Source organism: Mucilaginibacter sp. (assembly GCF_035492695.1).
GTDB lineage: Bacteria > Bacteroidota > Bacteroidia > Sphingobacteriales > Sphingobacteriaceae > Mucilaginibacter.
Genome location: NZ_DATJJC010000009.1, coordinates 1 through 25,420 on the forward strand (window position 1 = coordinate 1; position 25,420 = coordinate 25,420).

Annotated in this window: 27 protein-coding genes and 2 tRNA genes; 9 read left to right on the forward strand and 20 right to left on the reverse strand. The window is 44.0% G+C overall.

Going from position 1 to position 25,420, the window contains the following annotated elements:
• Window positions 1-176: 176 nt before the first annotated feature.
• From VL525_RS06355 to VL525_RS06395, 9 genes are all read right to left on the reverse strand, one after another.
• On the reverse strand, window positions 177-950 hold the full coding sequence (locus VL525_RS06355; protein ID WP_325384534.1) for a tetratricopeptide repeat protein: 774 nt from the start codon (window positions 948-950) through the stop codon (window positions 177-179).
• Window positions 940-2,739 carry a BatD family protein gene (locus VL525_RS06360; protein ID WP_325384536.1) on the reverse strand — a complete coding sequence of 600 codons (1,800 nt, stop codon included), beginning with the start codon at window positions 2,737-2,739 and terminating at the stop codon, window positions 940-942. Before VL525_RS06360 ends, VL525_RS06355 begins: the two co-directional genes overlap by 11 nt.
• A gap of 13 nt (window positions 2,740-2,752) precedes the next feature.
• On the reverse strand, window positions 2,753-3,484 hold the full coding sequence (locus tag VL525_RS06365) for a tetratricopeptide repeat protein (RefSeq protein ID WP_325384538.1): 732 nt from the start codon (window positions 3,482-3,484) through the stop codon (window positions 2,753-2,755).
• Complete coding sequence (locus tag VL525_RS06370) at window positions 3,481-4,521, reverse strand: VWA domain-containing protein (RefSeq protein ID WP_325384540.1); 1,041 nt, start codon at window positions 4,519-4,521, stop codon at window positions 3,481-3,483. Before VL525_RS06370 ends, VL525_RS06365 begins: the two co-directional genes overlap by 4 nt.
• Window positions 4,521-5,519, reverse strand: coding sequence for a VWA domain-containing protein (locus tag VL525_RS06375; RefSeq protein ID WP_325384542.1), 999 nt, complete (start codon window positions 5,517-5,519; stop codon window positions 4,521-4,523). The genes VL525_RS06370 and VL525_RS06375 overlap by 1 nt, the downstream gene beginning before the upstream one ends.
• Complete coding sequence (locus VL525_RS06380; RefSeq protein WP_325384544.1) at window positions 5,512-6,483, reverse strand: hypothetical protein; 972 nt, start codon at window positions 6,481-6,483, stop codon at window positions 5,512-5,514. Before VL525_RS06380 ends, VL525_RS06375 begins: the two co-directional genes overlap by 8 nt.
• Before the next feature lie 4 nt (window positions 6,484-6,487).
• Entirely contained in the window at window positions 6,488-7,369 is an 882-nt protein-coding gene (locus VL525_RS06385; RefSeq protein WP_325384546.1) for a DUF58 domain-containing protein, read from the reverse strand.
• Between the two features lie 5 nt (window positions 7,370-7,374).
• The gene (locus VL525_RS06390) at window positions 7,375-8,337 is read right to left on the reverse strand and encodes an AAA family ATPase (protein ID WP_414684726.1); all 963 of its coding nucleotides are present in this window, start codon (window positions 8,335-8,337) and stop codon (window positions 7,375-7,377) included.
• Window positions 8,338-8,606: 269 nt separating this feature from the next.
• The gene (locus VL525_RS06395) at window positions 8,607-9,860 is read right to left on the reverse strand and encodes a DUF4249 domain-containing protein (RefSeq protein WP_325384550.1); all 1,254 of its coding nucleotides are present in this window, start codon (window positions 9,858-9,860) and stop codon (window positions 8,607-8,609) included.
• A 288-nt stretch (window positions 9,861-10,148) separates the two neighbouring features.
• On the opposite strand from VL525_RS06395, the gene VL525_RS06400 reads away from it, so the two are divergent.
• The gene (locus VL525_RS06400) at window positions 10,149-11,714 is read left to right on the forward strand and encodes a M81 family metallopeptidase (RefSeq protein WP_325384552.1); all 1,566 of its coding nucleotides are present in this window, start codon (window positions 10,149-10,151) and stop codon (window positions 11,712-11,714) included.
• Between the two features lie 120 nt (window positions 11,715-11,834).
• Here VL525_RS06400 and VL525_RS06405 read toward each other — a convergent pair.
• The 9 genes from VL525_RS06405 to VL525_RS06445 all read right to left on the reverse strand — a co-directional run bounded on the left by VL525_RS06405 (window position 11,835) and on the right by VL525_RS06445 (window position 17,242).
• Window positions 11,835-11,908: transfer RNA gene (locus VL525_RS06405), tRNA-Pro, on the reverse strand.
• A 152-nt stretch (window positions 11,909-12,060) separates the two neighbouring features.
• Complete coding sequence (locus VL525_RS06410) at window positions 12,061-12,513, reverse strand: OsmC family protein (RefSeq protein WP_325384554.1); 453 nt, start codon at window positions 12,511-12,513, stop codon at window positions 12,061-12,063.
• Between the two features lie 11 nt (window positions 12,514-12,524).
• Window positions 12,525-12,824 carry a thioredoxin gene (gene trxA, locus VL525_RS06415; RefSeq protein WP_325384556.1) on the reverse strand — a complete coding sequence of 100 codons (300 nt, stop codon included), beginning with the start codon at window positions 12,822-12,824 and terminating at the stop codon, window positions 12,525-12,527.
• A gap of 6 nt (window positions 12,825-12,830) precedes the next feature.
• Entirely contained in the window at window positions 12,831-13,073 is a 243-nt protein-coding gene (locus VL525_RS06420) for a hypothetical protein (protein ID WP_325384558.1), read from the reverse strand.
• 2 nt (window positions 13,074-13,075) lie between these two features.
• Window positions 13,076-13,387, reverse strand: coding sequence for a rhodanese-like domain-containing protein (locus VL525_RS06425; RefSeq protein ID WP_325384560.1), 312 nt, complete (start codon window positions 13,385-13,387; stop codon window positions 13,076-13,078).
• Window position 13,388: 1 nt separating this feature from the next.
• A complete protein-coding gene (locus VL525_RS06430; protein ID WP_325384562.1) occupies window positions 13,389-13,673 on the reverse strand; it encodes a rhodanese-like domain-containing protein in 285 nt (94 codons plus the stop codon).
• A 138-nt stretch (window positions 13,674-13,811) separates the two neighbouring features.
• The gene (locus tag VL525_RS06435) at window positions 13,812-14,027 is read right to left on the reverse strand and encodes a DUF2892 domain-containing protein (protein WP_325384564.1); all 216 of its coding nucleotides are present in this window, start codon (window positions 14,025-14,027) and stop codon (window positions 13,812-13,814) included.
• 67 nt (window positions 14,028-14,094) lie between these two features.
• Window positions 14,095-14,706 (reverse strand): Crp/Fnr family transcriptional regulator, encoded by a 612-nt coding sequence (locus VL525_RS06440; protein ID WP_325384566.1) that lies wholly within the window; start codon window positions 14,704-14,706, stop codon window positions 14,095-14,097.
• A gap of 10 nt (window positions 14,707-14,716) precedes the next feature.
• Window positions 14,717-17,242, reverse strand: a complete 2,526-nt coding sequence (locus tag VL525_RS06445; protein ID WP_325384568.1) for a cation-translocating P-type ATPase — start codon at window positions 17,240-17,242, stop codon at window positions 14,717-14,719.
• Between the two features lie 142 nt (window positions 17,243-17,384).
• Here VL525_RS06445 and VL525_RS06450 point away from each other — a divergent pair, with 142 nt between their 5' ends.
• Together VL525_RS06450 and VL525_RS06455 are read left to right on the forward strand one after the other, a co-directional pair.
• On the forward strand, window positions 17,385-18,251 hold the full coding sequence (locus VL525_RS06450) for a universal stress protein (RefSeq protein ID WP_325384570.1): 867 nt from the start codon (window positions 17,385-17,387) through the stop codon (window positions 18,249-18,251).
• Window positions 18,252-18,380: 129 nt separating this feature from the next.
• A tRNA-Ser gene (locus tag VL525_RS06455) sits at window positions 18,381-18,467 on the forward strand.
• Window positions 18,468-18,606: 139 nt separating this feature from the next.
• Here VL525_RS06455 and VL525_RS06460 read toward each other — a convergent pair.
• Together VL525_RS06460 and VL525_RS06465 are read right to left on the reverse strand one after the other, a co-directional pair.
• Entirely contained in the window at window positions 18,607-19,104 is a 498-nt protein-coding gene (locus VL525_RS06460) for a hemerythrin domain-containing protein (protein WP_325384572.1), read from the reverse strand.
• Between the two features lie 38 nt (window positions 19,105-19,142).
• Window positions 19,143-19,616 carry a hypothetical protein gene (locus VL525_RS06465; protein WP_325384574.1) on the reverse strand — a complete coding sequence of 158 codons (474 nt, stop codon included), beginning with the start codon at window positions 19,614-19,616 and terminating at the stop codon, window positions 19,143-19,145.
• A 275-nt stretch (window positions 19,617-19,891) separates the two neighbouring features.
• Between VL525_RS06465 and VL525_RS06470 the strand changes: the two genes are divergently transcribed.
• From VL525_RS06470 to VL525_RS06495, 6 genes are read left to right on the forward strand one after another with little or no spacing between them, the layout of a single operon-like run.
• On the forward strand, window positions 19,892-20,377 hold the full coding sequence (locus tag VL525_RS06470; RefSeq protein WP_325384576.1) for a cytochrome c: 486 nt from the start codon (window positions 19,892-19,894) through the stop codon (window positions 20,375-20,377).
• 28 nt (window positions 20,378-20,405) lie between these two features.
• Complete coding sequence (gene nosZ / locus VL525_RS06475; RefSeq protein ID WP_325384578.1) at window positions 20,406-22,394, forward strand: Sec-dependent nitrous-oxide reductase; 1,989 nt, start codon at window positions 20,406-20,408, stop codon at window positions 22,392-22,394.
• A gap of 58 nt (window positions 22,395-22,452) precedes the next feature.
• Complete coding sequence (locus tag VL525_RS06480; RefSeq protein WP_325384580.1) at window positions 22,453-23,031, forward strand: hypothetical protein; 579 nt, start codon at window positions 22,453-22,455, stop codon at window positions 23,029-23,031.
• Window positions 23,007-23,459: a nitrous oxide reductase accessory protein NosL gene (locus tag VL525_RS06485; RefSeq protein ID WP_325384582.1), complete on the forward strand. Its 453-nt coding sequence runs from the start codon at window positions 23,007-23,009 to the stop codon at window positions 23,457-23,459. The genes VL525_RS06480 and VL525_RS06485 overlap by 25 nt, the downstream gene beginning before the upstream one ends.
• 29 nt (window positions 23,460-23,488) lie before the next feature.
• Window positions 23,489-24,697, forward strand: a complete 1,209-nt coding sequence (nosD, locus tag VL525_RS06490) for a nitrous oxide reductase family maturation protein NosD (protein ID WP_325384584.1) — start codon at window positions 23,489-23,491, stop codon at window positions 24,695-24,697.
• On the forward strand, window positions 24,694-25,419 hold the full coding sequence (locus VL525_RS06495) for an ABC transporter ATP-binding protein (protein WP_325384586.1): 726 nt from the start codon (window positions 24,694-24,696) through the stop codon (window positions 25,417-25,419). Before nosD ends, VL525_RS06495 begins: the two co-directional genes overlap by 4 nt.
• The last annotated feature ends 1 nt before the right edge of the window (window position 25,420 follow it).

Here is a 25,420-nt window from a genome sequence, read left to right on the forward strand (position 1 = left end):
CTTGGTGCAAATTCAGCGGTGGTGGTATAATGTACCCTTACTATTTTCATAACGACGATCAGATTAGCGGCAGTAAAGTTAGCCGGCAATCGCGAATAATGAAATGTGCAAATGCGGCATATCACCGGGTGTTTCGCGTCAAATTCAAAGGCAAAGCTTAGCTCAGCAGGTAAGCATCACATCTCTTTGATATCTGGCTGCTGTATCCACCCTTCATTTCCATTGGCTAACCGGATCTTTACCCAGCCGTTATTATCGTCAAGTATATCCACTTTGGTACCATCGTGAAGGACAAACAGGGTACTCGCCCGTTCTGCAGGTCCGCTTTTCACGTTAACGGTACTTGTGAAAACGATAGCCTGGCGATGATCGGCAAAATAGCCGGATTGACTGCCCGCGATGAAAACAGCGCAAAGGCCGCAAATGTACAACGCCACGGCCAAATAAAAAGCTGCCTTTTTTATATTAACGGCTTCAGCAAAGAAATAAAGTATCAATGCCGCCGAACCGGCCAGCACTAAAATAATGCTGAGCATGGACAGCGTTTTTAATGAAAGGCTTAAGATAAGCCCTTTCCACCACCTGGTCAGGAAAAACTCAGGGGCCGCATCCACTTTATCGACCGTCTTTAAATTGGCGTATTTGAGATTGAAATTGATATCGTCGTCGCCGGGTGAAAGTTTGCGGGCTTTTTCATAATAGAGTATTGCCGACGCGATGTCGCCGTTTTTATAGCTTGCGTTGCCCGCATTGAAATAAAGGGCGGCAGACGCGTACCCATCATCCATCAATTTTTTATACTCCTTTGCGGCAGCACTGTACTGTCCTTTTCCATACAAGGCATTGGCCTGCAAAAACCGCTCGCCGGCCTGGCTGTCGCCAAAACAAAATAACGGCAACAAAAACCATCCAAAAAGCAACAGTATCTTAAGCGATCTCTTAAATCTCATTTTCAATGTCATTAATAATCCCTTTTGCCTTTTCAAAAACCTCTTTTTCCGAAATATGGGTTACCGGGGCGTAACGGGCCATTTCGCAAAGATCAAGCGTATCCAGCAACTGCTGTGTGAGCAGTTGGCCGACCGGCCTTGCCTGTAGGGCCGAAACAATGGTTTCCCTGTCGAGGTGAGCATATTGAATATTTAACTTATCGCTTAAATATCCATAAAGACCCTTTGAAATATCTTCGTAAAACGCCTTTGTATTATTGGCCAGCAGTTGTTTTTGGGCATTGGCCAAATGTTTAGCGGCAACCTTACCGGCGCGCTTGCTTTTTACCATAACCACATCGCTGTTGTATTTGCGCAACCTGTTGCGGTAAGCGTAGGCGCCATAGCATACCACAGGGCCTATCAATAATATCAAATAATATCCGAAAGACCCAAAGAATTGATCGCCTGCTTTCGAGAGGCCCGCATCGCTTGTTTTGATATACCGGATATCTTTTTCAAGCATTTTCACATCCCGTTTATCGGCTGAAAATGCTGTCACGTTACTTTCTGATAAACCTTTGGCAACCTTGATGTGGAAACCTTTGCCGTTGAGCGTGGTGTATCTGCCCGTAGCAGGATTAAAATAGGAAAACTTAAGCGGCCCGATATCGAAGTCGCCCTGGTGCCGGGGAATAAGCAAATAATTATATATCCGGGTGCCCGATACGCCATTCTCGTTCTCATCAACGGAGTCGGTTATTTTCGGATCATATTTCTCAAAATCGGCAGGGAAACCGGTGTTGAGTGTTTTCAAAAGCTTGATATTGCCCGAGCCGCTCACCTTCACTTTATAGTTGAGGGCCTCGTTGGCTTTGAGCTCCGTTTTGTCAACCGAACTCTGTACGCTAAAATTCCCTACGGCACCGGTAAAGCCTGCCGGCTTGCCCGCATCGGGAAGCGGTCTTACATGCACCACAAGTGGTGTGCTGCTCACTTTATATTTTACCTCTTTATAAGTGCCGAAAAACTGGTCAAAAACATCCCTCGACGGTGCCTGCACCCGTAATATAAAGGTCATCTTCATAGGGTCGATGGTGATATTGCCGGCATGTTCGGGGAACAGGATATTTTTCTTGATATCAGCAACATTGTACCTGGCACCTTTGTATGACTCAACGCGCCATTGGGTTTGCTGCGGCAGTTTGATATCCTCGTTCCAAAAACCATTCAGATCGGGCACATTGTCTACCTGGCTCTGTTCGATATCTACTTTGGTGTACAGCCGGAAAGTGAGCACCAATTGCTGCCCCTGGTACACACTATTTTTATCGGTTATGGCTTTTATAAAAATAGATTTGGAAAGATCGGCCGTGTTGCCTTCTGCAATGCTGTTGTCGGGCCCGCTTTGTGCCTGGTTTCCCTGTGGTACCGGCCTGCCTTTTACCACCTTTATTTTGATGGGATTTGTGCTAAGCCTGCGTCCGTTTACTACTACAGAAGCAGGGGCGATGGTATATTCGCCTTCCTTTATCGGCATCAAAATAAAGCCGTACGAACTGCTTACGGTTGTATTACCGTTGATGGACTCCATACTGGTAGACATGTTCGGGCCAGACAATATCTGGAAATTCCCAAAATCCGGGGGATCGAATTGTCCGCCATTGCCATTCAACGAAAAACTGACCTCGAATTGTTCTCCTGTACCAACCGTTGTTTTGCTCGCGGATGCTGTAAATTTCACATCCTGCGCAAGCACCGGCCTGATGGCAAACAACAATACTATAAATATGAGATACCTGGCTTTCATTGCTATAAAAAGGTTACCAATCCTTATCGATCTTTACCCTGGCCCCTTTCAATTTTTTGTTTTTTAGTTTCTCCTGGGTTTGCTTTTCGTCGTTGTTCAATGCATCGAGCATCCGCTCTGCATCGTCTTTCGACAGCTTATCCGGATTTTGCTGTTTCTGCTGGTCTTTTTTATCCTGATCCGGCTTATTTTGGTCTTTGTTCTGATCCTTTTTGTCTTTATTCTGATCGTTTTTATTGTTCTTGTTATCCTGTTTCTGCTGATCTTTGTTATCCTTATTATTCTTGTTGTTCTTATTATTTTTGTTCTGTTGCTGCTGCTTTTTCAGCTTTTCCTGGGCATAGGCGAGGTTATAGCGTGTTTCGTCGTCCTTTGGGTTATTAAGCAGCGCTTTTTTATAAGCTTCAATACTTTCCTCCAGCTTCTTATTTTCAAGCAGCGAATTACCCAGGTTATGATAGGCCTGCGCGGTCAGTATCTTGTTTTTCCCTTCCGATTGGGCCAGTTTATCAAACTGAGCGCCGGCATCGGCAAATTTCTTTTGCTTGTAAAGAGCATCGCCTAAGTTAAAATTACCCTCCACATTCTCGCTTTTTTTGGCGACAGATTTTCGGTAATTATCCTCCGCCTCCTTGTATTGCTTTTCGCTGTAAAGTTTGTTCCCCTTTTTGATATAGCTCTTTTCCTGCGCCAAAAGCCGCGGGCACACCCATAAAAATAATACGACTACGATCAAATACCTCATGTCTTTTTCACTTCAAATAGCCTCAAACCGCTTATTTTCAGATTTTTACGGTTCGAAATAAAAAACTCAACAACCAGCAATACAAATGCAAAGCCAAGGAAGAATTGAAAACGGTCCTCAAAGTCCTTAAACATTTTGCTGTCGTAGGTTTTCCGCTGAACTTTACCTATCTGGTCCATCACAATATTAAGGCCGCTGTTGGCATTTGTGGCCCTTACGTACGCGCCCTTGCCAGCGGCAGTTATCTCCTTACACATATCCTCGTTCAATTTGCTTACCACCGTGTGCCCGGCACTATCTGTATGGAAACCCACCTCTTTACCGTTTTGATAAACCGGTATCGGTGCCCCATTTTCCGACCCCATACCAATTACATTAACCATCACATCCTTATCAGCAGCATTGCGTGCGGCGGCAACTGCGTCGTCCTCGTGATTCTCCCCATCGGTTATGATGATCATCGCTTTACCGGTACCATCCTTAAAATCAAAGGATTTCATCCCGAGGTCTATTGCAGCTCCGATTGCTGTGCCCTGCGTGGGCACCATATTAGTATTGATGGTATTCAGGAACAGCTTAGCGGCAGAATAATCGGTGGTGACAGGCAACTGCACATAGGCTTCGCCTGCAAAAACGATGATGCCGATGCGGTCGTTATGCAGGTTATCTATCAGTTGCGTAATGGCCAGTTTGGCGTTCTCGAGCCGGTTAGGCGACATATCCTGCGAAAGCATACTGTTCGAAACATCGAGCAATATCATCAGGTCGGCGCCTTTGCGTTTTTCCTCTTCCATTTTCGAGCCGATCTGCGGGTCGGCAGCAGCGATTATCATTGCTGCATAGGCAATAATAAACAGGATGAATTTAAGCCAGGGCCTGGAAAACGACACCTGCGGTATAAGCAACGTAACTACATTTTTATCTCCAAGCCGGGCAAAGGCGCGCTTTTTCCACCTGCTTACCACAATATAAAGCAGGATAAAACCAGGGATTACAGCCAGGCCCCACAAAAACTCGATATTTGCAAATCGCAGCATCAGGTCAGCGCTCCTTTCAACCAGGTATTCTTTAATAAAAACTCTACCGTCAAACACAAAAGCGCTATCAGTGCAAAAGGCAAAAACAGTTCCGTCTTTTTATGATATTGCGTCACGGCAATCTTTGCCTTCTCCATCTGGTCGATATGCTCATAAATATTCTTGAGCGTTCGATTATCCGTGGCCCTGAAATATTTTCCACCGGTAATATTGGCAATTTTGGTAAGCGTTCCCTCGTCAACGTCCACCGGCATCCGCTGGTACTGGATGCCAAATGGCGTTTGTACCGGGTAAGGGGCATAGCCATGTGTGCCTATGCCCACCGTATAAACCCGGATATTAAATTGTTTTGCTATCTCGGCAGCAGTGACCGGCGGTATCGAGCCCGTATTGTTCGATCCATCGGTAAGCAGGATGATCACTTTGCTTTTTGCTTCGCTATCCTTTAGCCTGTTCACAGCCGTCGCCAACCCCATGCCAATTGCCGTACCGTCATCTATCATGCCGTTTTTAACATCTTTAAAAAGGTTGATCAGTACGTCATGGTCAATAGTAAGCGGGCATTGAGTAAAGCTTTCGCCGCTGAATATAACCAGGCCTATCCTATCGTCGGGGCGGGCCTTGATAAAATCGATGGCAATGTTTTTTCCTGCCTCCAGCCGGTTCGGCGTGAAATCCTCTGCAAGCATGCTTCCCGAAATATCGGATGCGATGACAATATCGATACCTTCGGTGGTGGTATTTTGCCAGCTTAATGAAGTTTGCGGCCTGGCAAGCGCGACGATCAAAGCAGCAACAGCAAGTGACCTTAGAACAATGCCCAAATGCCGCATCGTTGGGAGGATGTTTTTTGCCGAAACGGAAAACCCCTTAACTGCCGACACGCTTAAGCTGCCTTGCAATTTTTGTTCGCGCCATATATACCATGCTATCATTACCGGAATGATAACGAGCAACCAAAAGAACAACGGCTGGGCAAATTCGATTCCTTTAAACATCAGTTTTGCCCCTTTCCTTATTTTCTTCGCTGTAAAACCTTTGCGTTTGGCTTACAAAGGCAATAGCATTATCCATGCTTTGTTCGTTATCAGCGGGCAGCGGCTTTTCCTTTGCAAATTTCACCAGGTCGGCCAAAACTAAAATCTGTCTTAACAGCTCCTTGTTCACGCCGGCAATGTCTGTGTACTTTAAGCTGGCAAATATTTCATCGGTAGTTTTTTCGTGTGTTTTTATCTCGTACCGCTGTTCAACATATTCGCGGATAATATCACTTAATTCTATATGATATTGTTTCACCTGCTCCTGTTGCCATAGCTTTTTGTCGCGCAATTCCTTCAATTTATTTAAAGCAATGGCATGGGGCGGCGTGGCCGGTTTAGCTACCCGGACAACAGGTTCTGCCTTCGGCCGTTTCCGCAGGTATAAGACAATTGCAATTACAACGGCGATAACCAACAGGGGCCCCGCTACCCAGTACCAATTATCGTGCAGCCAGTCCCAAAACGTATAAACCACGGCCATCGGCTGCTTAATATCATAAATGGCTTTTGTAGTATCTACTTTTACGGTTTCAACCTGTAAGGTCAGTTCATTAGTTTTCAATACCCCACCCTCTGAGCCTATCGAAAAAGTCGGAATAGTATAAGTACCGGCATCAAAGGAAGTAATAAGGTAGCTTTGAGTTACCGTGAAAGCATTATGGTTATCCTTGTCGTAGGCGGTATCAGGTTTGTTAGCTTTTACTATCACCACCTTGCCTGTAATGGTATCCGTCAACTTAGGAAAATTAACGTGCGCCTTTGCCGGCTGATGAACGCTGATGAATAGTTTGGTTTGATCGCCTATCCGGATGGTATATTGCTGCAGCTTGGCTTCGGCCTGTATATTCTGTGCACCTGCTTTGTAAATGGAACAGGTTAACATTATCAAAGCCAGGACAATTCTGAAAAACTGGTTCTTCATTTTATCACCTTCTTCTTTCCCGTTTTTTAAATAATGTCATTAATGGTTTAACATACGATTCGTGCGTGCCAATACCCGCTGTATCTACACCCGAGCGGCTGAATACTTCCTTCACATGGGCATTGCGTTTTAAAGCATCTATTTTAAAAGCATCCCTCACTTTTTTGTCGCCGGTATTTATCCACATCACTTCGCCTGTCTCTTCGTCCTTCACCGGTATCAATCCCAGGTCGGGGAACTCTTCTTCATGCTTATCAAACAGCCTTAAGGCGATGATGTCGTGCTTTTTGTTGGCGATCTTCAGTTCGGCTTCAAATTCGGGACTGATAAAGTCGGATATAATGAAAGCCGTGCATCGCTTTTTTATCGCACTCGTAAAATACTTAAGCGCTTCAGCTACATTAGTTCCCGTGTTTTGGGGCTTAAAATCGATCAGTTCCCGGATGATCATCAGGATGTGGCTGCGGCCCTTTTTCGGCGGGATGAATTTCTCTATCTTATCGCTAAAGAATATCACCCCAACCTTATCATTATTTTGAATGGCTGAAAATGCCAGTACGGCACATATTTCCGTAGCCAGGTCCAGCTTCTGCTGGTTAATGGTACCAAAGTTGCCCGAACCGCTTACATCCATCAGCAGCATCACCGTCAGCTCCCTTTCCTCGTCGAAAGTTTTGACGTAGGGATGGTTAAACCGGGCGGTAACATTCCAATCGATGGTCCTTATCTCGTCGCCCAGCTGGTATTCGCGCACCTCTGCAAAAGCCATACCCCTCCCCTTGAAAGCCGAATGATATTCGCCCGAAAACAGGTGATTGCTTAGTCCGCGGGTTTTAATCTCTATCTTTCTTACCTTTTTAAGCAGCTCTTTGGTGTCTTTTGCCATCGCTATTAAGGTACTTCAACCGCGTTCAGGATACCGGTAATAATATCTTCGCTGGTCATGTTTTCGGCTTCGGCTTCATAGGTAAGCCCGATACGGTGCCGCAATACATCGTGACAGATCGCCCGCACATCTTCGGGGATCACATAACCCCTTCGTTTTATAAACGCGTAAGCTTTTGCCGCCAAGGCCAGGTTAATACTTGCCCTTGGAGACGCGCCAAAACCGATGAGATTTTTATAGGCCGATAGTTTATATTGCTCTGGATAGCGCGTCGCAAAAACAATGTCGATGATATACTGCTCTATCTTTTCGTCCATGTATACCTCCCTTACCACCTGGCGGGCGCGCACAATATCTTCCGGCTTTACAACAGGACTGGGTTTCAGCATGCCTTGTGGCGCTATGTTGGCTCGTATAATTTTCTTCTCATCTTCTTTATTCGGGTAGCCTATCACTACCTTCAGCATAAAACGGTCCACCTGTGCTTCGGGCAGCGGGTAGGTCCCTTCCTGCTCGATAGGATTCTGCGTTGCCAGTACCAGGAACGGGCTTGGTAGCGGGAAAGTATGGTCGCCAATGGTGACCTGTCGTTCCTGCATTGCTTCCAACAGCGCGCTTTGCACCTTGGCCGGGGCTCGGTTTATTTCATCGGCCAGGATCAGGTTCGAAAACAGGGGGCCCTTTCTGACTATAAACTCCTCTTTTTTCTGGTTATAGATCATCGTACCGATAAGGTCGGCAGGCAGCAGATCGGGGGTAAACTGTATGCGGCTGAAGTCGGCCTGTATGGCTTTGGAAAGCGTATTGATCGCAAGTGTTTTAGCCAATCCCGGCACGCCTTCCAGTAGAATGTGACCATCGGCAAGCAAACCTATCATCAGCCGCTCAACCATGTATTTCTGGCCCACAATTACTTTGTCCATTTCCATTTTTAAAAGATCAACAAAGGCGCTTTCACGCTGTATCATTTCGTTAATAGCCCTGATGTCTGTCGAATAAGATGAAGTCCCTGCCGGTGCATCGGTAGACGGATGCCCGGCATTCGTATTTAAATCTTCCATGAAAACTTTTTTGTTTTGACTGGGCAAACTTAACCACCCTGTCAATTTAATGCCAACAAAAATTCGACCTTTAAATGTTAAATAATGTTAAATTGAGCTATCCTGTCCCGGAGCAGCATGTTTTTATAAGGAAAAATCAATATAAAAACCTGCCGACCAATAACCCGGTAAACCGCCTACTGATTGGTAAATTGCCAAAAATCGGGCACTTTGTTAGTACCCTGCAGCGTGCAATCAACACAATAAGGCGACGACCCGGTATGACCTATTATTTTGCCGGTAAGCGGATCATATATACCCAATACAGGTATTTGCAGCACATTGGTTTCGGTGCCCCTATTCAGGTTAAAGGCTGTATTTTCCTGGTTTATCCGTTCCAAATGTCCTCTCAATAATGTATCAAGGAATAGCGAATCCATGCGGCAGTCGTCATACGGTGAGTTGAGTGTCCATACGGTAGGTATGTCCCCATTGGCTATGAATAGCCTTTTGGTGGTTGTAGTACCTGCGCTTATATAACCAAGCACGGGTTCCAACGGGTTGGTAACCGAGTGGATATTGCCGCGGATCTCCGTAGGCTGAGGGTCAAATACCCTGCCGATGTCCTGGGTATTCTTCTTGATGTTTATCCAGTAACGATAGGCATCGCCGGTTAGGGCAAACTGCTTTACCAGGATACTATAGGCATTGGTCTCCGGCTGTTTCTGTGTAAATACCTGGCTTTGCTTACCATCGAGTTTGCGCGATCCCGCTTCAACAAAGGTAATCGGCGCGTTGTTGATAACGTCGGCCGACAGGCCAGAGCTTGTGCCCAGTGTAATTGTGGTCGATGTGTCGGAACGCCAGCATTGATATATTTGGTCGTTATCCAGGTCACGTTCCAGCACGGTATCGCCATTTGATTTGAAAAGGGAAAAAAATGCGGTATGCAGCACCCAGGTCTCCTCGTACTCCCAACGATAAAAGTGCGTGGTATTTGTTGCATCGTGCGTACTTACATATATTTGGATCCCATTGTTTTTAACGGTAAAACTCACATTGTCAACAGGCGGCGAATTTGTCACCGGTACAAAATCCGAGAGATATTCATGATTATCCGCCGTCCGGATATGCAGGCGATATTTTGCAGTAATGTCGAGGAACAGGTTAGCCGATACATATCTTCCATGTCCGTCTTCCGGTACGGGAAAATTCGCCCCTTTGTCACTTTCGATCGTTATGGACGCATTTAAAACCGGGTTGACCGTATTTGAGCTGGAGAGGTCGACCGTTTTGCTGAGCAGGATAGTGGTTTTACCCGGACCTGCGTTTATTACGCCTTCCACAACCAAATAGCTGCCCGGCGCCGTAATTACAGGCGGCTTATAAGATTTCTTACACCCGGTTATAGCTATGAACAAACATATAAATAAGCCAGAGATATATTTCATAACTCTTTTTTGATACGATATCGTCGCTATATTTTACTTATAGTTTGCTGAGCGATACAGTATATGCCGGTAACATTATTAAAGATAAGCACTAACATTTTCAAAGTAACAAAGTATATCGCCGAAACAAATGTGCGATAATCATCGGAAAAGCGCCGCACGATCATCCCACGCTTAATATCTATATTACTTATTTAAGGGCTGCTGGGTTGCCTCAATGGGCATTGAGTTTGGTGCGGTTAAAAATCAATATATTTGAGAAACAGAATTTAGCCTCTTCTTACTGCTATGAAACAACTCTTCTACGCTATGATCTTTTGCCTGACCGGATCGTTGGTTATGGCGCAGCCCTATTCACCGGGTAAACGCCTGCCACGCATTGCAATAGCAGGTTTGGGCATCGAATCGAGCACCTTTTCGCCGGCGTTGACGGAAGAGGCTGCATTTCATGCAAAATATGGTAACGATATTTTCTCCATCTATCCTTTCTGGGCGCCCGACTCTGCCGTCCGTAAAGCTGCAGTATGGGTGCCGGCAATAGACGGGCATGCCTTGCCGGGAGGTGCTGTTACCCGGGCGGCGTATGAGTCGCTGGTGCGGAAGACGCTGGACTCGCTGAAAAAACATGGCCCATACGACGGTTTGTTCTACGATATTCATGGTGCAATGAGTGTGGTTGGTTTGGATGACCCTGAGGGGGATTTCATTGTGCGGATAAGGAAAGTAGTTGGCAAAAAGACTATCATTTCAACAGCTATGGACTTGCATGGCAACGTATCATGGCGATTGGCGGAGAACAGCGACCTGATCACCTGCTACCGAATGGCCCCGCACGAGGATGCGCTGCAAACCAAACGCCGTGCAGTAACCAACCTGATAGACCGGCTTGTGAGCGGCAAAGGCAAGCCTGCGTACAAAGCGTATATAGCAGTACCTATTTTATTACCCGGCGAAAAGACCAGCACCAGGATAGAACCCGGCAAAAGTTTATACCAGAAAGTATGGCCGGCTGCTATACAACCGGGCGTTGTTGATGCTGCGATATGGATAGGTTACGCCTGGGCAGATGAACCACGAAACCATGCAGTGGTTATGGTAACCGGCGATGATAAAGCCAAAGTGACCCGAACAGCCGAATACCTGGCCAAAAGTTTTTGGGATGTGCGGGAACAGTTTAAGTTTGTGGCGCCTACCGGCAATTTAAAGGAATGCCTGGACAAGGCGGTCGCCAGTAAAAAACATCCTTTCTATATCAGCGACTCGGGTGATAACCCGACAGCCGGCGGCGCCGGAGATGTAACCTGGACCTTAACGCAAATATTGAAGCGGCCGGAATTTAAAACAGATAAAGGGCCGTCGCTGCTTTATGCCTCGATCCCGGGTCCCGACCTGATCAAAAAGGCAATAGCAGCTGGTGTTGGCGGGCATGTGGACGGCTATGCAGGCGCTAAAGTAGACTCGCGGCTTGCGCCACCTGTGCATATTGCGGGTACGGTGGAATCCATTGTGAAAGGTGATGTTGATGCCGAAGTGGAAGCCTCCATAAAAATGGGAAGCGTGCACATCATCGTCACACAAAAAAGAAAACCATACCACCACGAAAAGGATTTTACAAAACTGGGGCTTAACCCGCGGACGGCAGACATTGTTGTAGTGAAGATAGGTTACCTTGAACCTGAACTTTATGCCATGCGTGCCGACTGGCTGCTGGCGCTAACACCGGGCGGCGTGGACCAGGACATCGAACATCTGCCTTATAAGCGATTAATAAGACCTATTTTCCCACTGGATAAAAACATGAAAGAGCCCGACCTGAAAGCTAAATTGGTGCCCTTATCCGACAAAATAAAATAGCCAGGGAACGGGCTCCATTGTGCTCCCGGCGTTTTTATTTTCTTCATGTAGCTGAAAAAATTTAGGACATTCCGAAAACAAAAAAAGCCTTGACTATCGTCAAGACTTTTACCGGTTTAGTCGGGGTGGCAGGATTCGAACCTGCGGCCTCCACATCCCAAATGTGGCGCGATACCGGGCTACGCTACACCCCGTCGGGGCTGCAAAAGTAAGATTTTAAAACGTTGCTGCAAATATTTTTTAAAAAGATAATTTAATCAATCGATCCTGTTTTGGTTACGGACATCGAAATGCCTTTGTTTTACTCCTACTCCGGTGAAACTGTCGCGCACTAATGGAGACTAATTCAGGCTGCAACTGACGAGCTGATAATGATCTCCGGGACAAGTTTTATCGCTGACTTAATTGAATTAGAGATAAGACAGGCAGCTTCCGATTTTTGCAATATGCGTAATGCCCGCTCCCTGTCTTCTTCCCTGGTTATGGTTATTTGCGGCATCAGCGTAACCTCGCTCATTATATACTTATTGTCAACCAATTCAAGTTTTCCAAGTGCTTTTGACGTGAAACTTTCAAAATCCAGTTTGGAATTTTCGGCTATTGCCAAAAAAGTGGTCATAAGGCAACTATTTACCGCCGAGGTAAACAGGTGCTCGGGCGACCATATCTTCTCCACTCCTTTTGGAAATTGCGGAGGCGTGGCTACCGTAATCCTATCATTTAATTCAGGCGAATATAAAAGGCCGATCCTGTTATTCACCCAGCTTACCTCTACTTCATAAATATGTTCTGTGTTCATTTCTTTAGTTTTTAATGTGTTCCAATAACTTGTTTTAAATAACCGGCCGGTACCACACCCGATTGCCGCCAAACAGGCTTACCCTCCTTAAAAAGTACCAGAGTTGGCACACCCGAAATGCTGTAGGCCCTGGCCGCTGCAGGATTTTTTTCTACATCCACTTTAAGAATCGTCACTTCATCGCCCATTTGGTTCTTCAATTCTTCCAGTATTGGTTTCATCATTTTGCACGGGCCGCACCATTCGGCAAAAAAATCTACCAACACCATTTTAGTGCCGCTTATCAGCTCATTAAAAGTTTTCGATTCCATTTCGCTCTACTTAATTTCTTCGTACTCAATCTCTGTTAAAGGCTGGGCTCCTTTATTGTTTCCGGGCGCAGCGCAGCCATTTACTCTGCAACAGCCTATGCCACCAATGGCGGTTATCACGAAAAATGCGCTAAAAAAAACCATAGCTACATCCTTCGCCTGTACCGACATGACCAGGAGCCAAAGCCCCAGGCCGAGCCGTACCACCCGCATCAGGTTCCAGTTGGTGAATATTCGTTGTTTTAACATATTCATTTTGTGTATTGCTTCAGATTGTTCCAACTGCCACCATTGTAAACCTTGAATCCGTTTGATTGCAATATCGACCTGGCCACTCTGCTTCTCATACCCGACGCACAGCATGTAATAACCGGAACGCCTTTTTTTAATTTCGACAACCGACCCTGCAGGCTATCCAGTGGCATGTTGACCGAATTGCTGATGTGACCCGAAGCATATTCCGCCGGCGAACGTACATCGACGATCACCGCACCACTGGCAATAAGCGCCGCCATGTCTGTTTTTGAGCCGAGCCCAAATAATTTTTTAATAGTGTTTATCATTTTACTGTGTGTTAATATTTGACATACTTTTTAAATTGAGCCACGAACCGCCATCATGGCAATTGATGCCGTTTTGTTTCAGAAAGCGTATCGCCTTACTGCTCCGGATACCTGATGCGCAGCAAACAATGATGTCTCTTTTATCCTTAAGCTCGCTAATACGTGCCGGTATTTCATTTAATGGAATATTGATGCTTTCACTGAAATGCCCCTCGCTATACTCGCCCGGCGTCCGCACATCCAATACGATGGCACCCGACTTCATTAATTCTGATATATTATTCATTTTCTTTGATCTTATGATACAAAGTTCGGGACGGGCACGTTGTCGTATTGGAACATTTGTTGGATAATACCGATTTAATAAAATAAAAAAGCCCATATCAAAACTGATAGGGCTCACTGATCCGAAACATCCGCCTGGTTATTTTCTAACCGGCGTTTTTTTGCATGTATTAATGCCGAGCAGCGGGTATAATGGACAGAAGCTTACGAGGCTTGTCAGAATAAAAACTGCTGTAAATACCAGCAAGATAATAGCGATTGTTCCGGTTACGGCGCCGGTAAAATACAATACTAGCATTACCACCGCTGCCAGCAAGCGTAATACCCGATCTGTTGTACCCATATTCTTTTTCATGATTTAACCTTGATTTATTAAACAAATCTATCGCTACCTGAAATCAAACACGGGTACAATTGTTCCATTAGGCCGGTAAAAGTTCGATGGTGTTCCTGCCGAGTTTCACGATATTTTTTTGTTCCATTGTACGTAACAAGCGACTGATGGCCTCGCGGTGCGTGTGCAATTCGTCGGCAATTTGCTGGTGAGTTATCTGGATGAATTTTGAATCGGCCGCTCTCGAGCGTTCCTGCAAGTAATGCAGTACCTGTTTATCCATATTATGGAACGCGACCAGGTCGATAACCTCTATCAGTTCGGCAAAACGGCTGCCGTAGGTACTGTTGATGTAAGCTTTCCATTCGGGGTATTTAAACCAGTCCTCCACAATATTTACGGGTATCTGAAGCACTTCCGAGTCGTCTTCAGCAACGGCTTTGATCATACTTTCCCTGTTCGACTGGCAGCAATTAATGGCCATGGCGCATGTTTGGCCGGGGTATAAGTGATAAAGAAATATTTCCTTGCCATCCATATCCTGCCTTACAATACGCAAAACCCCCTTCTGCACAATGGGTACAAACAGTATCTTATCGCCGGGGTTTATCAACACATCGTCTCTTTTAACGGCTTTCGTCCTGGCGAATTTTTTAATATCGTCCAACAGTCGCGGATCGGTAAATATCTGATCATTCATGTTCCTTTAATTATTTACTCTTGATTCTCTTTCTCCATTTGACGGCTTCGTACCAAATTACTGACAAAGATCCTGTCGCCACGCAAATTAGTAATCCACTTATACTTAAAGCTTCAAAGCTGAAAAAATCAGCCGGTACTTTAACAAATATCAGCGCCGTAGTAATAAATATGGTTAAAATGATGATATAGTAGATCATATTATTCCGGTACTTCAAGGTGGTGATAACAGAATAATAAAATGACCGGTTAACCAGCGTCAGCATAATATTTGCAGCTATCAGGGTTGTAAAAACCATCGAACGGGTAAGCGCTTCATCAAAACCACGGGACACCGAATAGCGGTAGATCATTAACGTACCTGTTGTTATCGCCAGCCCTTGCAGAAGACTCGTAGCAAGTTCCTTCCAGTTAAAGAACGTTGCGGCAAAAGGACGTGGGCTTTGCCGCATGATATGCTTCTCCATTGGTTCGTTCTCATAGGCGATGGAGCATGTAGGCCCCATGATCAGTTCCAGGAAAATGACATGTACCGGCGAAAAAATATTAGGGTAGATCCATCCCAACGCCAGTGGTATAAATACGGTAAGAATAATAGGTATATGGATGGATATGATATATTGGATAGCTTTTTTGAGATTAGCATATATCTTTCTGCCCATAGCCACCGCATCGAGCATTTTAGAGAGATCGTCTTCGAGCAGGATCAGCGAAGCAGCTTGCTTGGCTATTTCTGTCCCCTTTTTTCCCATTGCGATGCCAATATGAGACGCTTTCAAAGCCGGGCCATCGTTTACGCCGTCACCTGTCATCGCCACGATCTGGTTTCCGGCCTTCAGCGCATCGATTATTTTCAATTTAGCATCGGGGAACATACGGCTGAAAATGTTTGTTTCGGCCACCCTGGCCCTTATTTCATCCGCGGGCAGGCCCATCAACTCATCACCTGTCATGCTTTTTTCGTAACCCTTAAACCCTATCTCCTTAGCTATTGCGGTTGTTGTGGCAGCATTATCGCCAGTGATGATCTTTACAGCGATACCGGCAGCATAAAACCCTTCGATAACCGACTTTATATTCTTTTTTGGTGGATCGTAAAACGCCACGAGCCCTTTAAAGTGAAAGCGAAATTGCTGTTGCTCAACCGGAAAATCGTCGCCCTTAAAACTTGCATCGGCTACCCCCAATACCCGGCAGCCATCCTGCGACATCATTTTAACAATTTCTATGATCTGCTCCTTTTCTGCTATACTAAGGTTTGCCACCGCCATTAAAGCTTCGGGAGCTCCCTTGGCGGCAATTATCCTGTTATGCTTGTCATTTTCAAACAAGTGGGTCATCATGGGTGGTTTACCGCCAAGCGGATACTCGTGGATCATGCGATATCCGGGTCTTTCATCATTAGCCGCCTGCCGCCCATACGCATCGTGAAGTGCTATTTCCATAGGGTCGAACGGGATAGGTTCACTTGCCCACATGGCTGTCCTGATGAGTTCTTTTCCCTCTCTGTCTAAACTCGCGGCAGGGTCGGTCACTTTTTTTGAAGGCCATGTGCAAAGTTTTGCCAGGGTCATCCGGTTTTCGGTAATGGTGCCTGTTTTATCAACGCAGATAACCGTGGCGCTTCCCAATGTCTCCACGGTTTTCATTTGCTTTACCACGATACCCATTTTCATCAGCCGCCAGGCGCCGAGTGCCATAAACGTGGTCAAAGCAACGGGTATCTCTTCGGGCAGGATACTCATAGCCAGCGTCAACGCTTTTAATAAACTATCAAGTACGTTGCGGGAATGGGTGTAATTGATGCCCCATACGATGATGAAAACGATAATGCCCGCCAGCACCATTTTCTTGACGAAATTCCCGATCTGTTTTTCAAGCGGGGTTTTTTCCTCTTTGATCGACTCAAGGCTTTTGCCGATCTTACCGATTTTTGTTTCGTTGCCAATAGCAGTTACCTCGGCAATAGCCAGCCCGCTGAAAACGGTTGTTCCCCTGTAGACCAAATTGTCTATTTGCGAACGGTCCTTGTAAACGGGCAATGATTCGCCGGTGAGCAGGGATTCGTTTACTGCAAAATCATTTGAATGTACAATAACCCCGTCGGCGGCTATCAGCGTCCCTTCTTCGGCAACGATATTATCACCCTTTACCAGGTCGCCGGTATTTATTTGAATTGTCCTTCCGTCCCTAATAACTTTGCAAACCGGCTGATTGTAGTCTTTTAGTTTTTCCAGGGCATCGCGGCTTTTCTTGTCCTGGTATAGCGAGATAGCGGAAACCAGGACGATAGCGACAGCCAGGAACACAGCATCGCCCGTTTTCCCGCTGATCAAATAGATACCTGATGCGACAAGCAAAAGAATAACCATCGGCTCACCTGCCAGCCCTTTTAATGCCTCAAAAAAACCGTTGTTCTTTTTATAAACCAGCCTGTTGTCGCCATATTTTCCCCGGGCAAGCGCAACCTGTCCGGAACTTAAGCCGGATATTCCGAAATTATTTGAAGAGACCGCAACCTGTGATTTTTGCGACATACTTTTGCTTCCTATAAATATCGGACAAATTAAACCGACAACAGCACTAAGAGACATGCTTAAGGTCAGCCACTTATGTGACATAGGTCATTTATCCTTATAACAAAACATTCAATCTTTGCTGACAGATGCACAACCGATTATGAAAAAGATACTCGTACTGACCGATTTCTCTGATAATGCTGCAAAGGCTTCTGAAATAGCGGTGGAATTTGGCAAAAAGCTTAACGCAAATATCCTGTTGTTTAACAGTTACAGCAAACTCCCGACAATAGCTTCCTATGCAGGAGGATCATGGGCAGTTGACGAAGTTATGCATAAACAGGGTCACAGTAAAAACCACCTTAGCCTGGTTGCGGAAAACCTGCAAAATATTCCGGTAAAAAATGGAATCGAACCGGAAATGCCCACGATAACTTATTTATCAGAAGAAGGCGATCTTGGCAGCAACGTGGCCGAAATAAGTAAACTTAATAACATCGAACTCATCATGATGGGTGCCCGTGATAAAACCTCGCACGAGAATATTTTGTTCGGAAGTGATACTAAATCAGTGCTGAGAAAAGCTAAGAGGCCTGTGCTTTTTATTCCGGCAAAATTTGATCTTGAAAAGTTAAACAAAGTAGTATTCGCTACCGATTTTGAAGCGGATGATATGGTGGCTATTAAATCCCTGCTCAAACTTGGCGGCTTGTTTAATTTTAAACTGGAGATCGTTCATGTATCGGGATTAAAAAAAGAGGCTCCTGATGAAGATGAACTGGCTTTCATGAACCAATTCAAAAAAATACGGTACGAAAATATCTCATATCAAAATATCAGAGGCGCTGATATTGTAAACAGGCTCAACCGCTTTATTGACGAGACCGACGCTGGCATGTTAGCGATGGTGCATCACCAAGAATCATTCCTGATGGATATACTTCGCGAAAGTATTACCAGAAAGGCGCTGTTAAACCAGAAAATACCGCTGATGATCTTCCCGTCGAAGATGATGGATGAATTATAAAGCCGGACGTTCCGTCAGGCTTTCTCATCCGGCATTATTGCATTTCCAGAAAACTGAAATATTTTTTTGACGGCTTAGCCTATTTACTATATTTGCAGTCCCCAAAAATGGGGTTGTATTTATAATAAAGGTGAGGTGCCTGAGAGGCCGAAAGGATCAGTTTGCTAAACTGACGTACGGGAAACTGTACCGAGGGTTCGAATCCCTCCCTCACCGCTAATTTCAATGTCAAAAACAGATCAAAGCCTGCAAATCAAATAATTGCAGGCTTTTGTTTTTTAAGTCAAAACTCTGTTTTATGCACAAAATCACAATAAAAAAGTGAGTAAATCGGTCAGTTGACACTTCAAAACCGTTATTTGACAGGTTTAATTTCGTCAACCCAAAACTGATCTGGATAGTTATCTATACAATGTGTTGCATGTTGTTGATTTAGATAAATGCCGGCGGCTACCAGGGTTGCCGTTGGTAGTTCAGCTTCTAATTGGGGAAAAAGTATCCGTTCCTCAAACCTGATATGTTTAGTCAGTAATTCGGCAAAAGAAAGAAAATCAGCATTATTAAAGTTATTATCCCGAACTATTTTATTGGCCAGTTTCGATAATAGGAGATGCTCATCTCTGCCACGCTGAATAAGTGCGTTATTAATTTCGTTGAATAATAATGTTTCTTCTTCTCTAAAATGTTCAAGAAGGTGATTTTGCCAGTAATAGTTTAGATAAGCCTTGATCCTTGATAAATGTATCCCTTTTTTTAAACCCTCTTTTATTTTCCAGCAAAAAAGCAACCCTAAATGATGATCCTGTGACAGGGCAACTATGTGTGGGCTTCGTTTAAGTGGCTTGTGCTCCATTTTCTGATTTTACTATTATTCATCGGCTTTAAGGGATCTCACAATTCAAAATATTGATTGTACATATCTAACCGGGATTTTATGACTTTACACGCTGCTATAGCATCGGGAACTCCCATCGTCTTTTTTAGGTTACCCACTTGGCCGATCAGCGGTTTCAACCATTGATGCAATGCCTTGTGATTGGGTCCTTTCATTTTACATTCGCTGATCATTTTATCGATCCCATATCGCAGATCATTCTGGACATTTGTGCAATCCGTTGAGGAATGTTCCTTGCCTGTTGTATTGAATTTCTGAAGGATGTCTTGCAGGTTATGAACATTCGCGTCGGTAATCGAATCAACCTTCCATTTGGCACCATTATCCAGGGCAAGTTTTCCTGTATCGACGTCATCTTTTTCATCATCCTCCTCTGCTGTTGCAGCATAATTTTTATGTCCGCCTTGCTTGCAACTAAAATCTGCAAATAATATTGCTGCCGACAATAATGCAATAAGTAACCCTCTCATCTCTTAATTTTTACCTGGCTTAAATTATTAACATAAACATTGCATAAGTAATATTACAGACAAAAATATCTTTTAATTTATACTATAAATATGATTTAAATCATAAATTTATATGAGTTAAGTCAACGGAGATTCCCCTCATTAAGGACAAATTTGTCTGAAAATACACCAGCAATTTAAGCGGCCGAATAGAATAACAATAAATGGCAGCGATAATTTGCCAGAAAGATAGCTTCTAAAAATAAATCATTTATAAAGTTCAAATACGTAAAGCAATGAGCAAAACCCACTACTTATCAACACTGGTTATAACAGTTATAACCAGTTTCTTTATTTACAGCTGCGGAGGGAGCACTCAGCAATCTACCTCTGATTCAACCGCGACTTCTTCAACGGCGGGTACAACTGCGGAAACAAACGATCCCAAAGGCACCGGCAAGTTTACTGATGTAAAGCTTACCCACCCGCTTGACCAGGCCATGGTTAGCCAGGGTAAAGCCATTTATGATGTAAAGTGTAGTGCTTGCCACAAGCTTACGTCTGAAAAATTAGTTGGACCAGGGTGGAAGGGGGTTACAGACAGAAGATTACCTGAATGGATCATGAATTTCGTTACCAATACAGATGTGATGCTGAGTAAAGATACAGCAGCGCAAGCTATGGTCGAAAGATGTATGGTCCGTATGCCGAATCAACATCTTAGTGATGACGATGCCCGTCATATTCTGGAATATATGCGCAATAATGATGGTAAAAATTAAATCTTTAATCACAATTAATATTAATATCATGAATAAACTTTTCTTAGTGCTTGGCGCAGTTGCCCTGGTTGCATCTCTCCAAAGCTGTAAAATGAAGACCACTGAATCAGCGGTGGCGGGTGATGCAGCATCTAAAGTGTATGTCCCCCCAGGCAAATATGATGAATTTTACAATTTTGTATCCGGAGGCTTTAGCGGGCAGGTTACTGTGTATGGTTTGCCATCGGGTCGGCTATTGAAGGTTATACCTGTTTTTTCTGTTTTCCCGGAAAATGGTTATGGATATAGTGAAGAAACCAAGGCGATGCTCAACACGACTAATGGCCTGGTACAATGGGATGATCAACATCACCTGGAGTTGTCTCAAACTAATGGTATTCATGACGGACGATGGCTGTTTGCCAATGCAAATAACACCCCCCGGGTTGCCAGGATTGATTTAAAAACCTTTAAAACAACCGAAATTCTGCAAATACCTAACAGCGGGGGGAATCACTCATCGCCGTTTATTACTGAAAACACAGAATACGTAGTGGCAGGAACACGTTTTTCTGTTCCCCTGGGGAATGCCGATGTGCCCATAAGCTCATTTAAGAAAAATTTCAAAAGCACCGCTTCATTTATTAGCGTCGATAAAAACAGCGGGCATATGAACATCGCGTTTCAAATTATTTTACCTGGAATGAACCTTGACCTGAGCCATGCAGGTAAAGGGCCTTCGCATGATTGGTTTTTCTTTTCATCCTACAATACGGAACAAGCGTACACTTTGCTTGAAGTAAATGCATCACAGAAAGACAAGGATTTCATTGTGGCTGTAAATTGGAAGAAAGCCGAAGAGTATGCAAAGGCAGGCAAAGGGCATAAAATGGCAACTGCATATGCCCACAATACCTATGATGAGGATAAGCAAACCGCCACATCCGTGATTGAAAAGGAAGTATTGTTACTGGACCCAAAAGATTGCCCTGATATGGTTTATATGATACCATGTCCAAAATCCCCTCATGGTACAGATGTTGATCCAACCGGAGAATACATTGTGGGCAGCGGTAAACTGGCAGCTTTGATCCCCGTTTTTTCGTTCACCAAAATAATAAAAGCGATAAAAGACAAGCAATTTGAAGGTAATTATTATGGCATCCCGGTAATTAAGTATGAAGCAGCACTGCATGGTGAAGTTAAAAAACCCGGTCTTGGCCCCTTGCATACCGAATTTGATGGCCGGGGCAATGCTTACACCTCTATGTTCCTTTCATCCGAGGTTGTAAAATGGAGGCTAAGCGATCTTAAGGTACTGGACCGCGCACCTACCTTCTATTCAACCGGTCATTTGATGGTTCCGGGAGGCGATACCAGAAAGCCTTATGGCAAATACCTGGTGGCTTATAACAAAATTACTAAAGACCGTTATTTGCCAACCGGTCCCGAACTATGCCAATCGGCCCAGTTATTCGACATTTCAGGGGATAAAATGCAATTACTACTTGACTTCCCAACTATTGGAGAGCCGCACTATGGACAAGCAATACCTGCAAGTATTATAAAAGATCAGCAAGTTAAATACTATGATATCAATAAAAATCACAATAAATACGTTTCTATGGGCGAAAAGAAAGCCAATGTGGTTCGTACCGGCAACCGGGTGGATGTTTATATGACTGCGATCAGATCGCATCTGGTTCCAGACAATATTGAAGGCGTTTTTGTTGGAGACGAAGTTTATTTCCATGTCACTAATCTTGAGCAGGATTGGGATGTACCGCATGGTTTCGCCGTGAAGAACTCACCGACCGCCGATCTGTTAATTATGCCGGGTGAGACCCTTACAATAAAATTCAATGCAGATAAACAGGGGATATTTCCGTTCTACTGTACTGACTTTTGCTCAGCGCTCCACCAGGAAATGTCAGGCTATCTTCGGGTGTCTCCTAAAGGAAGTAATGTCCCTTTGAAATTTGGCACAGGCGTAATTGCACCGGCAACTGCAGATGCAACGGAAACTGTAGCAAAATAAGATTATAATATACGGTGATGCCTCTTGCCGGGGCATTACCATATTCATCTCATTCATCATGAAAAAGTTAACCAATCCGGGTAAAGCAAGTATTGTAGTTATTATACTTTTCCTGTCAACCTTATGGGTTTTACCAATGTGGCGAATTGATCTTAGGGCGCCTCAATACCCAGGGGGGCTATCCATGAAAATATGGATCAACGACGTGAAAGGCGACGTAGACATAATCAATGGATTAAATCACTACATCGGTATGAGTACGATACACAAGAAAGATTTCCCTGAGTTTGTATTCCTTCCCACTACCATGGCAATTTTTATGTCACTGGGTTTGGGGGTATTGCTTTTAAACAGAAAAGTCGGTTACTATATCTGGACAGGTATGTTCGCTTTTATAGGTGTTTTTTCATTCTACGATTTTTATAAATGGGAATATAACTATGGGCATAATCTCAATCCGGAGGCTCCCATTAAGGTTCCGGGTATGTCTTATCAGCCGCCATTATTTGGCTATAAAAAATTATTGAATTTCGAGGTGCTTTCGCAGCCGGATATTGCAGGGTGGTTTTATATTGGAGCAGGGGTATTGTTGGTTTCAATAACTATTTATGAATGGAAAAAAAACATGGCAAAATGAAAAAGCAGATTTTATTATTTTTTTTCACAGGGGCGTTTTGCCTCGCAGGTTGCAAACGGCAGTTTGATCCAATCAATTATGGGCATGAAGCCTGTACACACTGTCGTATGACCATAATGGATAAACGCTTTGCTGCCGAGATCATAACAAGCAAAGGAAGAGCAATTAAATTTGATGATTTCGGATGCCTTTTAGGTTGGGTAAAAGAAGAGAATTTTAGCGATCCCGGTGCAATGATATTTGTAGCAGATTTTAATCATCCCGGAGGAGATTTTTTAGATGCGCGTCATGCTGTATTTATTCATGATGAAACATTGAGGTCACCCATGAACGGGAATTTTGCGGCCACAGCCTCAGAGATTCAAGCCAATCAGTTGAATAAAAGCGCACATAGTCAGATATTAACCTGGATAAACCTGAGCAAGTGAAAAGGATATCGCCTTTTATAATACTCCTGATGTCTCTGTGTTTTAAAACCACAGCAAGCTTCGCCCTTGTTATTAAAGTGTTTCCGGGCGCACATAGTATTCAAAATGCCATAAACAAGGCACATAACGGCGATACCTTATTGGTGCAAAAGGGACTTTACAAAGAACATAATATAATTGTTCAAAAGCGACTGGTGATCATTGGGAACGGGTACCCGGTAATTGACGCAGAAAGCAGATACCAGGTTTTTACCATTAGCTATGATTCTGTAATTATCAAGGGCTTGCAGATACAGAATGTTGGTACAGCGAGTGTAACCGATATGGCTGGCATTAGAATTGCAAACTCAAAAAATGTCATCGTTGAAAGCAACCGGCTGATTAACAACACATTCGGCGTGTACCTCCAAAATTCAGCCTACTGCCGTGTCATTAATAATATAATCCATTGCAATATAAAAGACCAGTTAAACGGAGGAAATGGTGTACATGCCTGGAAGTCAAACCACTTGTTGATAGAAGGAAATTCCGTATCCGGTCATCGCGATGGTCTCTATTTCGAATTTGTTACTGAATCAGGAATAATGAAAAATACATCTTCCGGCAATGTGCGTTATGGGCTTCATTTTATGTTCTCACATAATAATACTTACACCAATAACACTTTTAAGGACAATGGTGCGGGAGTAGCTGTCATGTATTCAAAAGGAGTGATCATGCGCGACAATAATTTTGTACATAATTGGGGTGATGCCTCATATGGTCTGCTACTCAAGGAAATCTCCAATAGTAAAATTGAGCATAATAGATTTATTGGAAATACAACAGGATTATACATGGAGACAACTACTAATGTAGATGTGAAACGAAACCTTTTTCAGGATAATGGCTGGGCATCCCGTGTGGAGGCGAGTTGTACCGGCAGCAAATTTAGCGGAAATAACTTTATTGGGAATTCCTTCGACGTAGCCACCAATGGCACTTTAATGCTAAATAACTTCAATGGGAATTTTTGGGATAAATATGACGGTTACGATCTGGATAAAGATCAGACCGGCGATGTACCCTATTACCCGGTTAGTGTTTATTCAGTGCTAACTGAAAAAATACCGGTAGCAATGATATTATATCATAGCTTGCTTACGGATATTATGGACCAGGTGGAAAAAGTAATGCCAACCATTATACCAGATAAGTTAAAAGACGACCACCCAAGGATGAAAAAAATAAAACTATGATCTCGGTAGAAAACTTAACAAAATCATTCGGAAAATTTAAGGCGCTTGATAACGTCAGCCTAAGTTTCAATCGTGGAAATACCATTTCTCTGATCGGGCCAAATGGCTCGGGGAAAACCACACTAATCAAATCTATCCTTGGGTTGGTGATACCGGAAAAAGGCATAATAAGGATAAACGGAACAGAGATCAAATCAAACCCCATATACCGTTCCCAAATAGGCTATATGCCTCAAATAGGACGATATCCTGAGAATATGACCATACGCCAGGTAATCAATATGCTTAAGGAAATCCGAAAGGACTGCAATAGTTATGACGAGGAATTAATTGAAGGATTTGGCATCCCAGCTTTACAACACAAAACCATGCGCAGCCTATCGGGCGGCACACGTCAAAAAGTAAGCGCATGCCTGGCATTTCTTTTCCAGCCTGATATTTTTATCCTGGATGAACCTACCGCGGGGCTAGACCCTGTATCGAGCGAATTGCTTAAGGATAAGATCATCAAGGAACGTGAAAATGGAAAACTTATCCTTATTACCTCACACGTACTGAGCGACCTGGATGATATTACCAGCCACGTTGTTTACCTGCAGGAAGGGAAATTAATATTTTACAAAGATATCGAACAACTGAAGGAGTCAACCGGTGAAAACAAACTGAATAAAGTGATCGCTATGATCATGCAAAAAGATTTTTTAAAAGTTCATGCCATATAAT

Coding starts and splice junctions, on each gene's coding strand:
- VL525_RS06355 (WP_325384534.1), bottom strand. CDS start 950: ATGAGATTTAAGAGATCGCTTAAGATACTGTTGCTTTTTGGATGGTTT.
- VL525_RS06360 (WP_325384536.1), bottom strand. CDS start 2,739: ATGAAAGCCAGGTATCTCATATTTATAGTATTGTTGTTTGCCATCAGG.
- VL525_RS06365 (WP_325384538.1), bottom strand. CDS start 3,484: ATGAGGTATTTGATCGTAGTCGTATTATTTTTATGGGTGTGCCCGCGG.
- VL525_RS06370 (WP_325384540.1), bottom strand. CDS start 4,521: ATGCTGCGATTTGCAAATATCGAGTTTTTGTGGGGCCTGGCTGTAATC.
- VL525_RS06375 (WP_325384542.1), bottom strand. CDS start 5,519: ATGTTTAAAGGAATCGAATTTGCCCAGCCGTTGTTCTTTTGGTTGCTC.
- VL525_RS06380 (WP_325384544.1), bottom strand. CDS start 6,483: ATGAAGAACCAGTTTTTCAGAATTGTCCTGGCTTTGATAATGTTAACC.
- VL525_RS06385 (WP_325384546.1), bottom strand. CDS start 7,369: ATGGCAAAAGACACCAAAGAGCTGCTTAAAAAGGTAAGAAAGATAGAG.
- VL525_RS06390 (WP_414684726.1), bottom strand. CDS start 8,337: ATGATACAGCGTGAAAGCGCCTTTGTTGATCTTTTAAAAATGGAAATG.
- VL525_RS06395 (WP_325384550.1), bottom strand. CDS start 9,860: ATGAAATATATCTCTGGCTTATTTATATGTTTGTTCATAGCTATAACC.
- VL525_RS06400 (WP_325384552.1), top strand. CDS start 10,149: ATGAAACAACTCTTCTACGCTATGATCTTTTGCCTGACCGGATCGTTG.
- VL525_RS06410 (WP_325384554.1), bottom strand. CDS start 12,513: ATGAACACAGAACATATTTATGAAGTAGAGGTAAGCTGGGTGAATAAC.
- trxA (WP_325384556.1), bottom strand. CDS start 12,824: ATGGAATCGAAAACTTTTAATGAGCTGATAAGCGGCACTAAAATGGTG.
- VL525_RS06420 (WP_325384558.1), bottom strand. CDS start 13,073: ATGTTAAAACAACGAATATTCACCAACTGGAACCTGATGCGGGTGGTA.
- VL525_RS06425 (WP_325384560.1), bottom strand. CDS start 13,387: ATGATAAACACTATTAAAAAATTATTTGGGCTCGGCTCAAAAACAGAC.
- VL525_RS06430 (WP_325384562.1), bottom strand. CDS start 13,673: ATGAATAATATATCAGAATTAATGAAGTCGGGTGCCATCGTATTGGAT.
- VL525_RS06435 (WP_325384564.1), bottom strand. CDS start 14,027: ATGAAAAAGAATATGGGTACAACAGATCGGGTATTACGCTTGCTGGCA.
- VL525_RS06440 (WP_325384566.1), bottom strand. CDS start 14,706: ATGAATGATCAGATATTTACCGATCCGCGACTGTTGGACGATATTAAA.
- VL525_RS06445 (WP_325384568.1), bottom strand. CDS start 17,242: ATGTCGCAAAAATCACAGGTTGCGGTCTCTTCAAATAATTTCGGAATA.
- VL525_RS06450 (WP_325384570.1), top strand. CDS start 17,385: ATGAAAAAGATACTCGTACTGACCGATTTCTCTGATAATGCTGCAAAG.
- VL525_RS06460 (WP_325384572.1), bottom strand. CDS start 19,104: ATGGAGCACAAGCCACTTAAACGAAGCCCACACATAGTTGCCCTGTCA.
- VL525_RS06465 (WP_325384574.1), bottom strand. CDS start 19,616: ATGAGAGGGTTACTTATTGCATTATTGTCGGCAGCAATATTATTTGCA.
- VL525_RS06470 (WP_325384576.1), top strand. CDS start 19,892: ATGAGCAAAACCCACTACTTATCAACACTGGTTATAACAGTTATAACC.
- nosZ (WP_325384578.1), top strand. CDS start 20,406: ATGAATAAACTTTTCTTAGTGCTTGGCGCAGTTGCCCTGGTTGCATCT.
- VL525_RS06480 (WP_325384580.1), top strand. CDS start 22,453: ATGAAAAAGTTAACCAATCCGGGTAAAGCAAGTATTGTAGTTATTATA.
- VL525_RS06485 (WP_325384582.1), top strand. CDS start 23,007: ATGGAAAAAAAACATGGCAAAATGAAAAAGCAGATTTTATTATTTTTT.
- nosD (WP_325384584.1), top strand. CDS start 23,489: ATGTCTCTGTGTTTTAAAACCACAGCAAGCTTCGCCCTTGTTATTAAA.
- VL525_RS06495 (WP_325384586.1), top strand. CDS start 24,694: ATGATCTCGGTAGAAAACTTAACAAAATCATTCGGAAAATTTAAGGCG.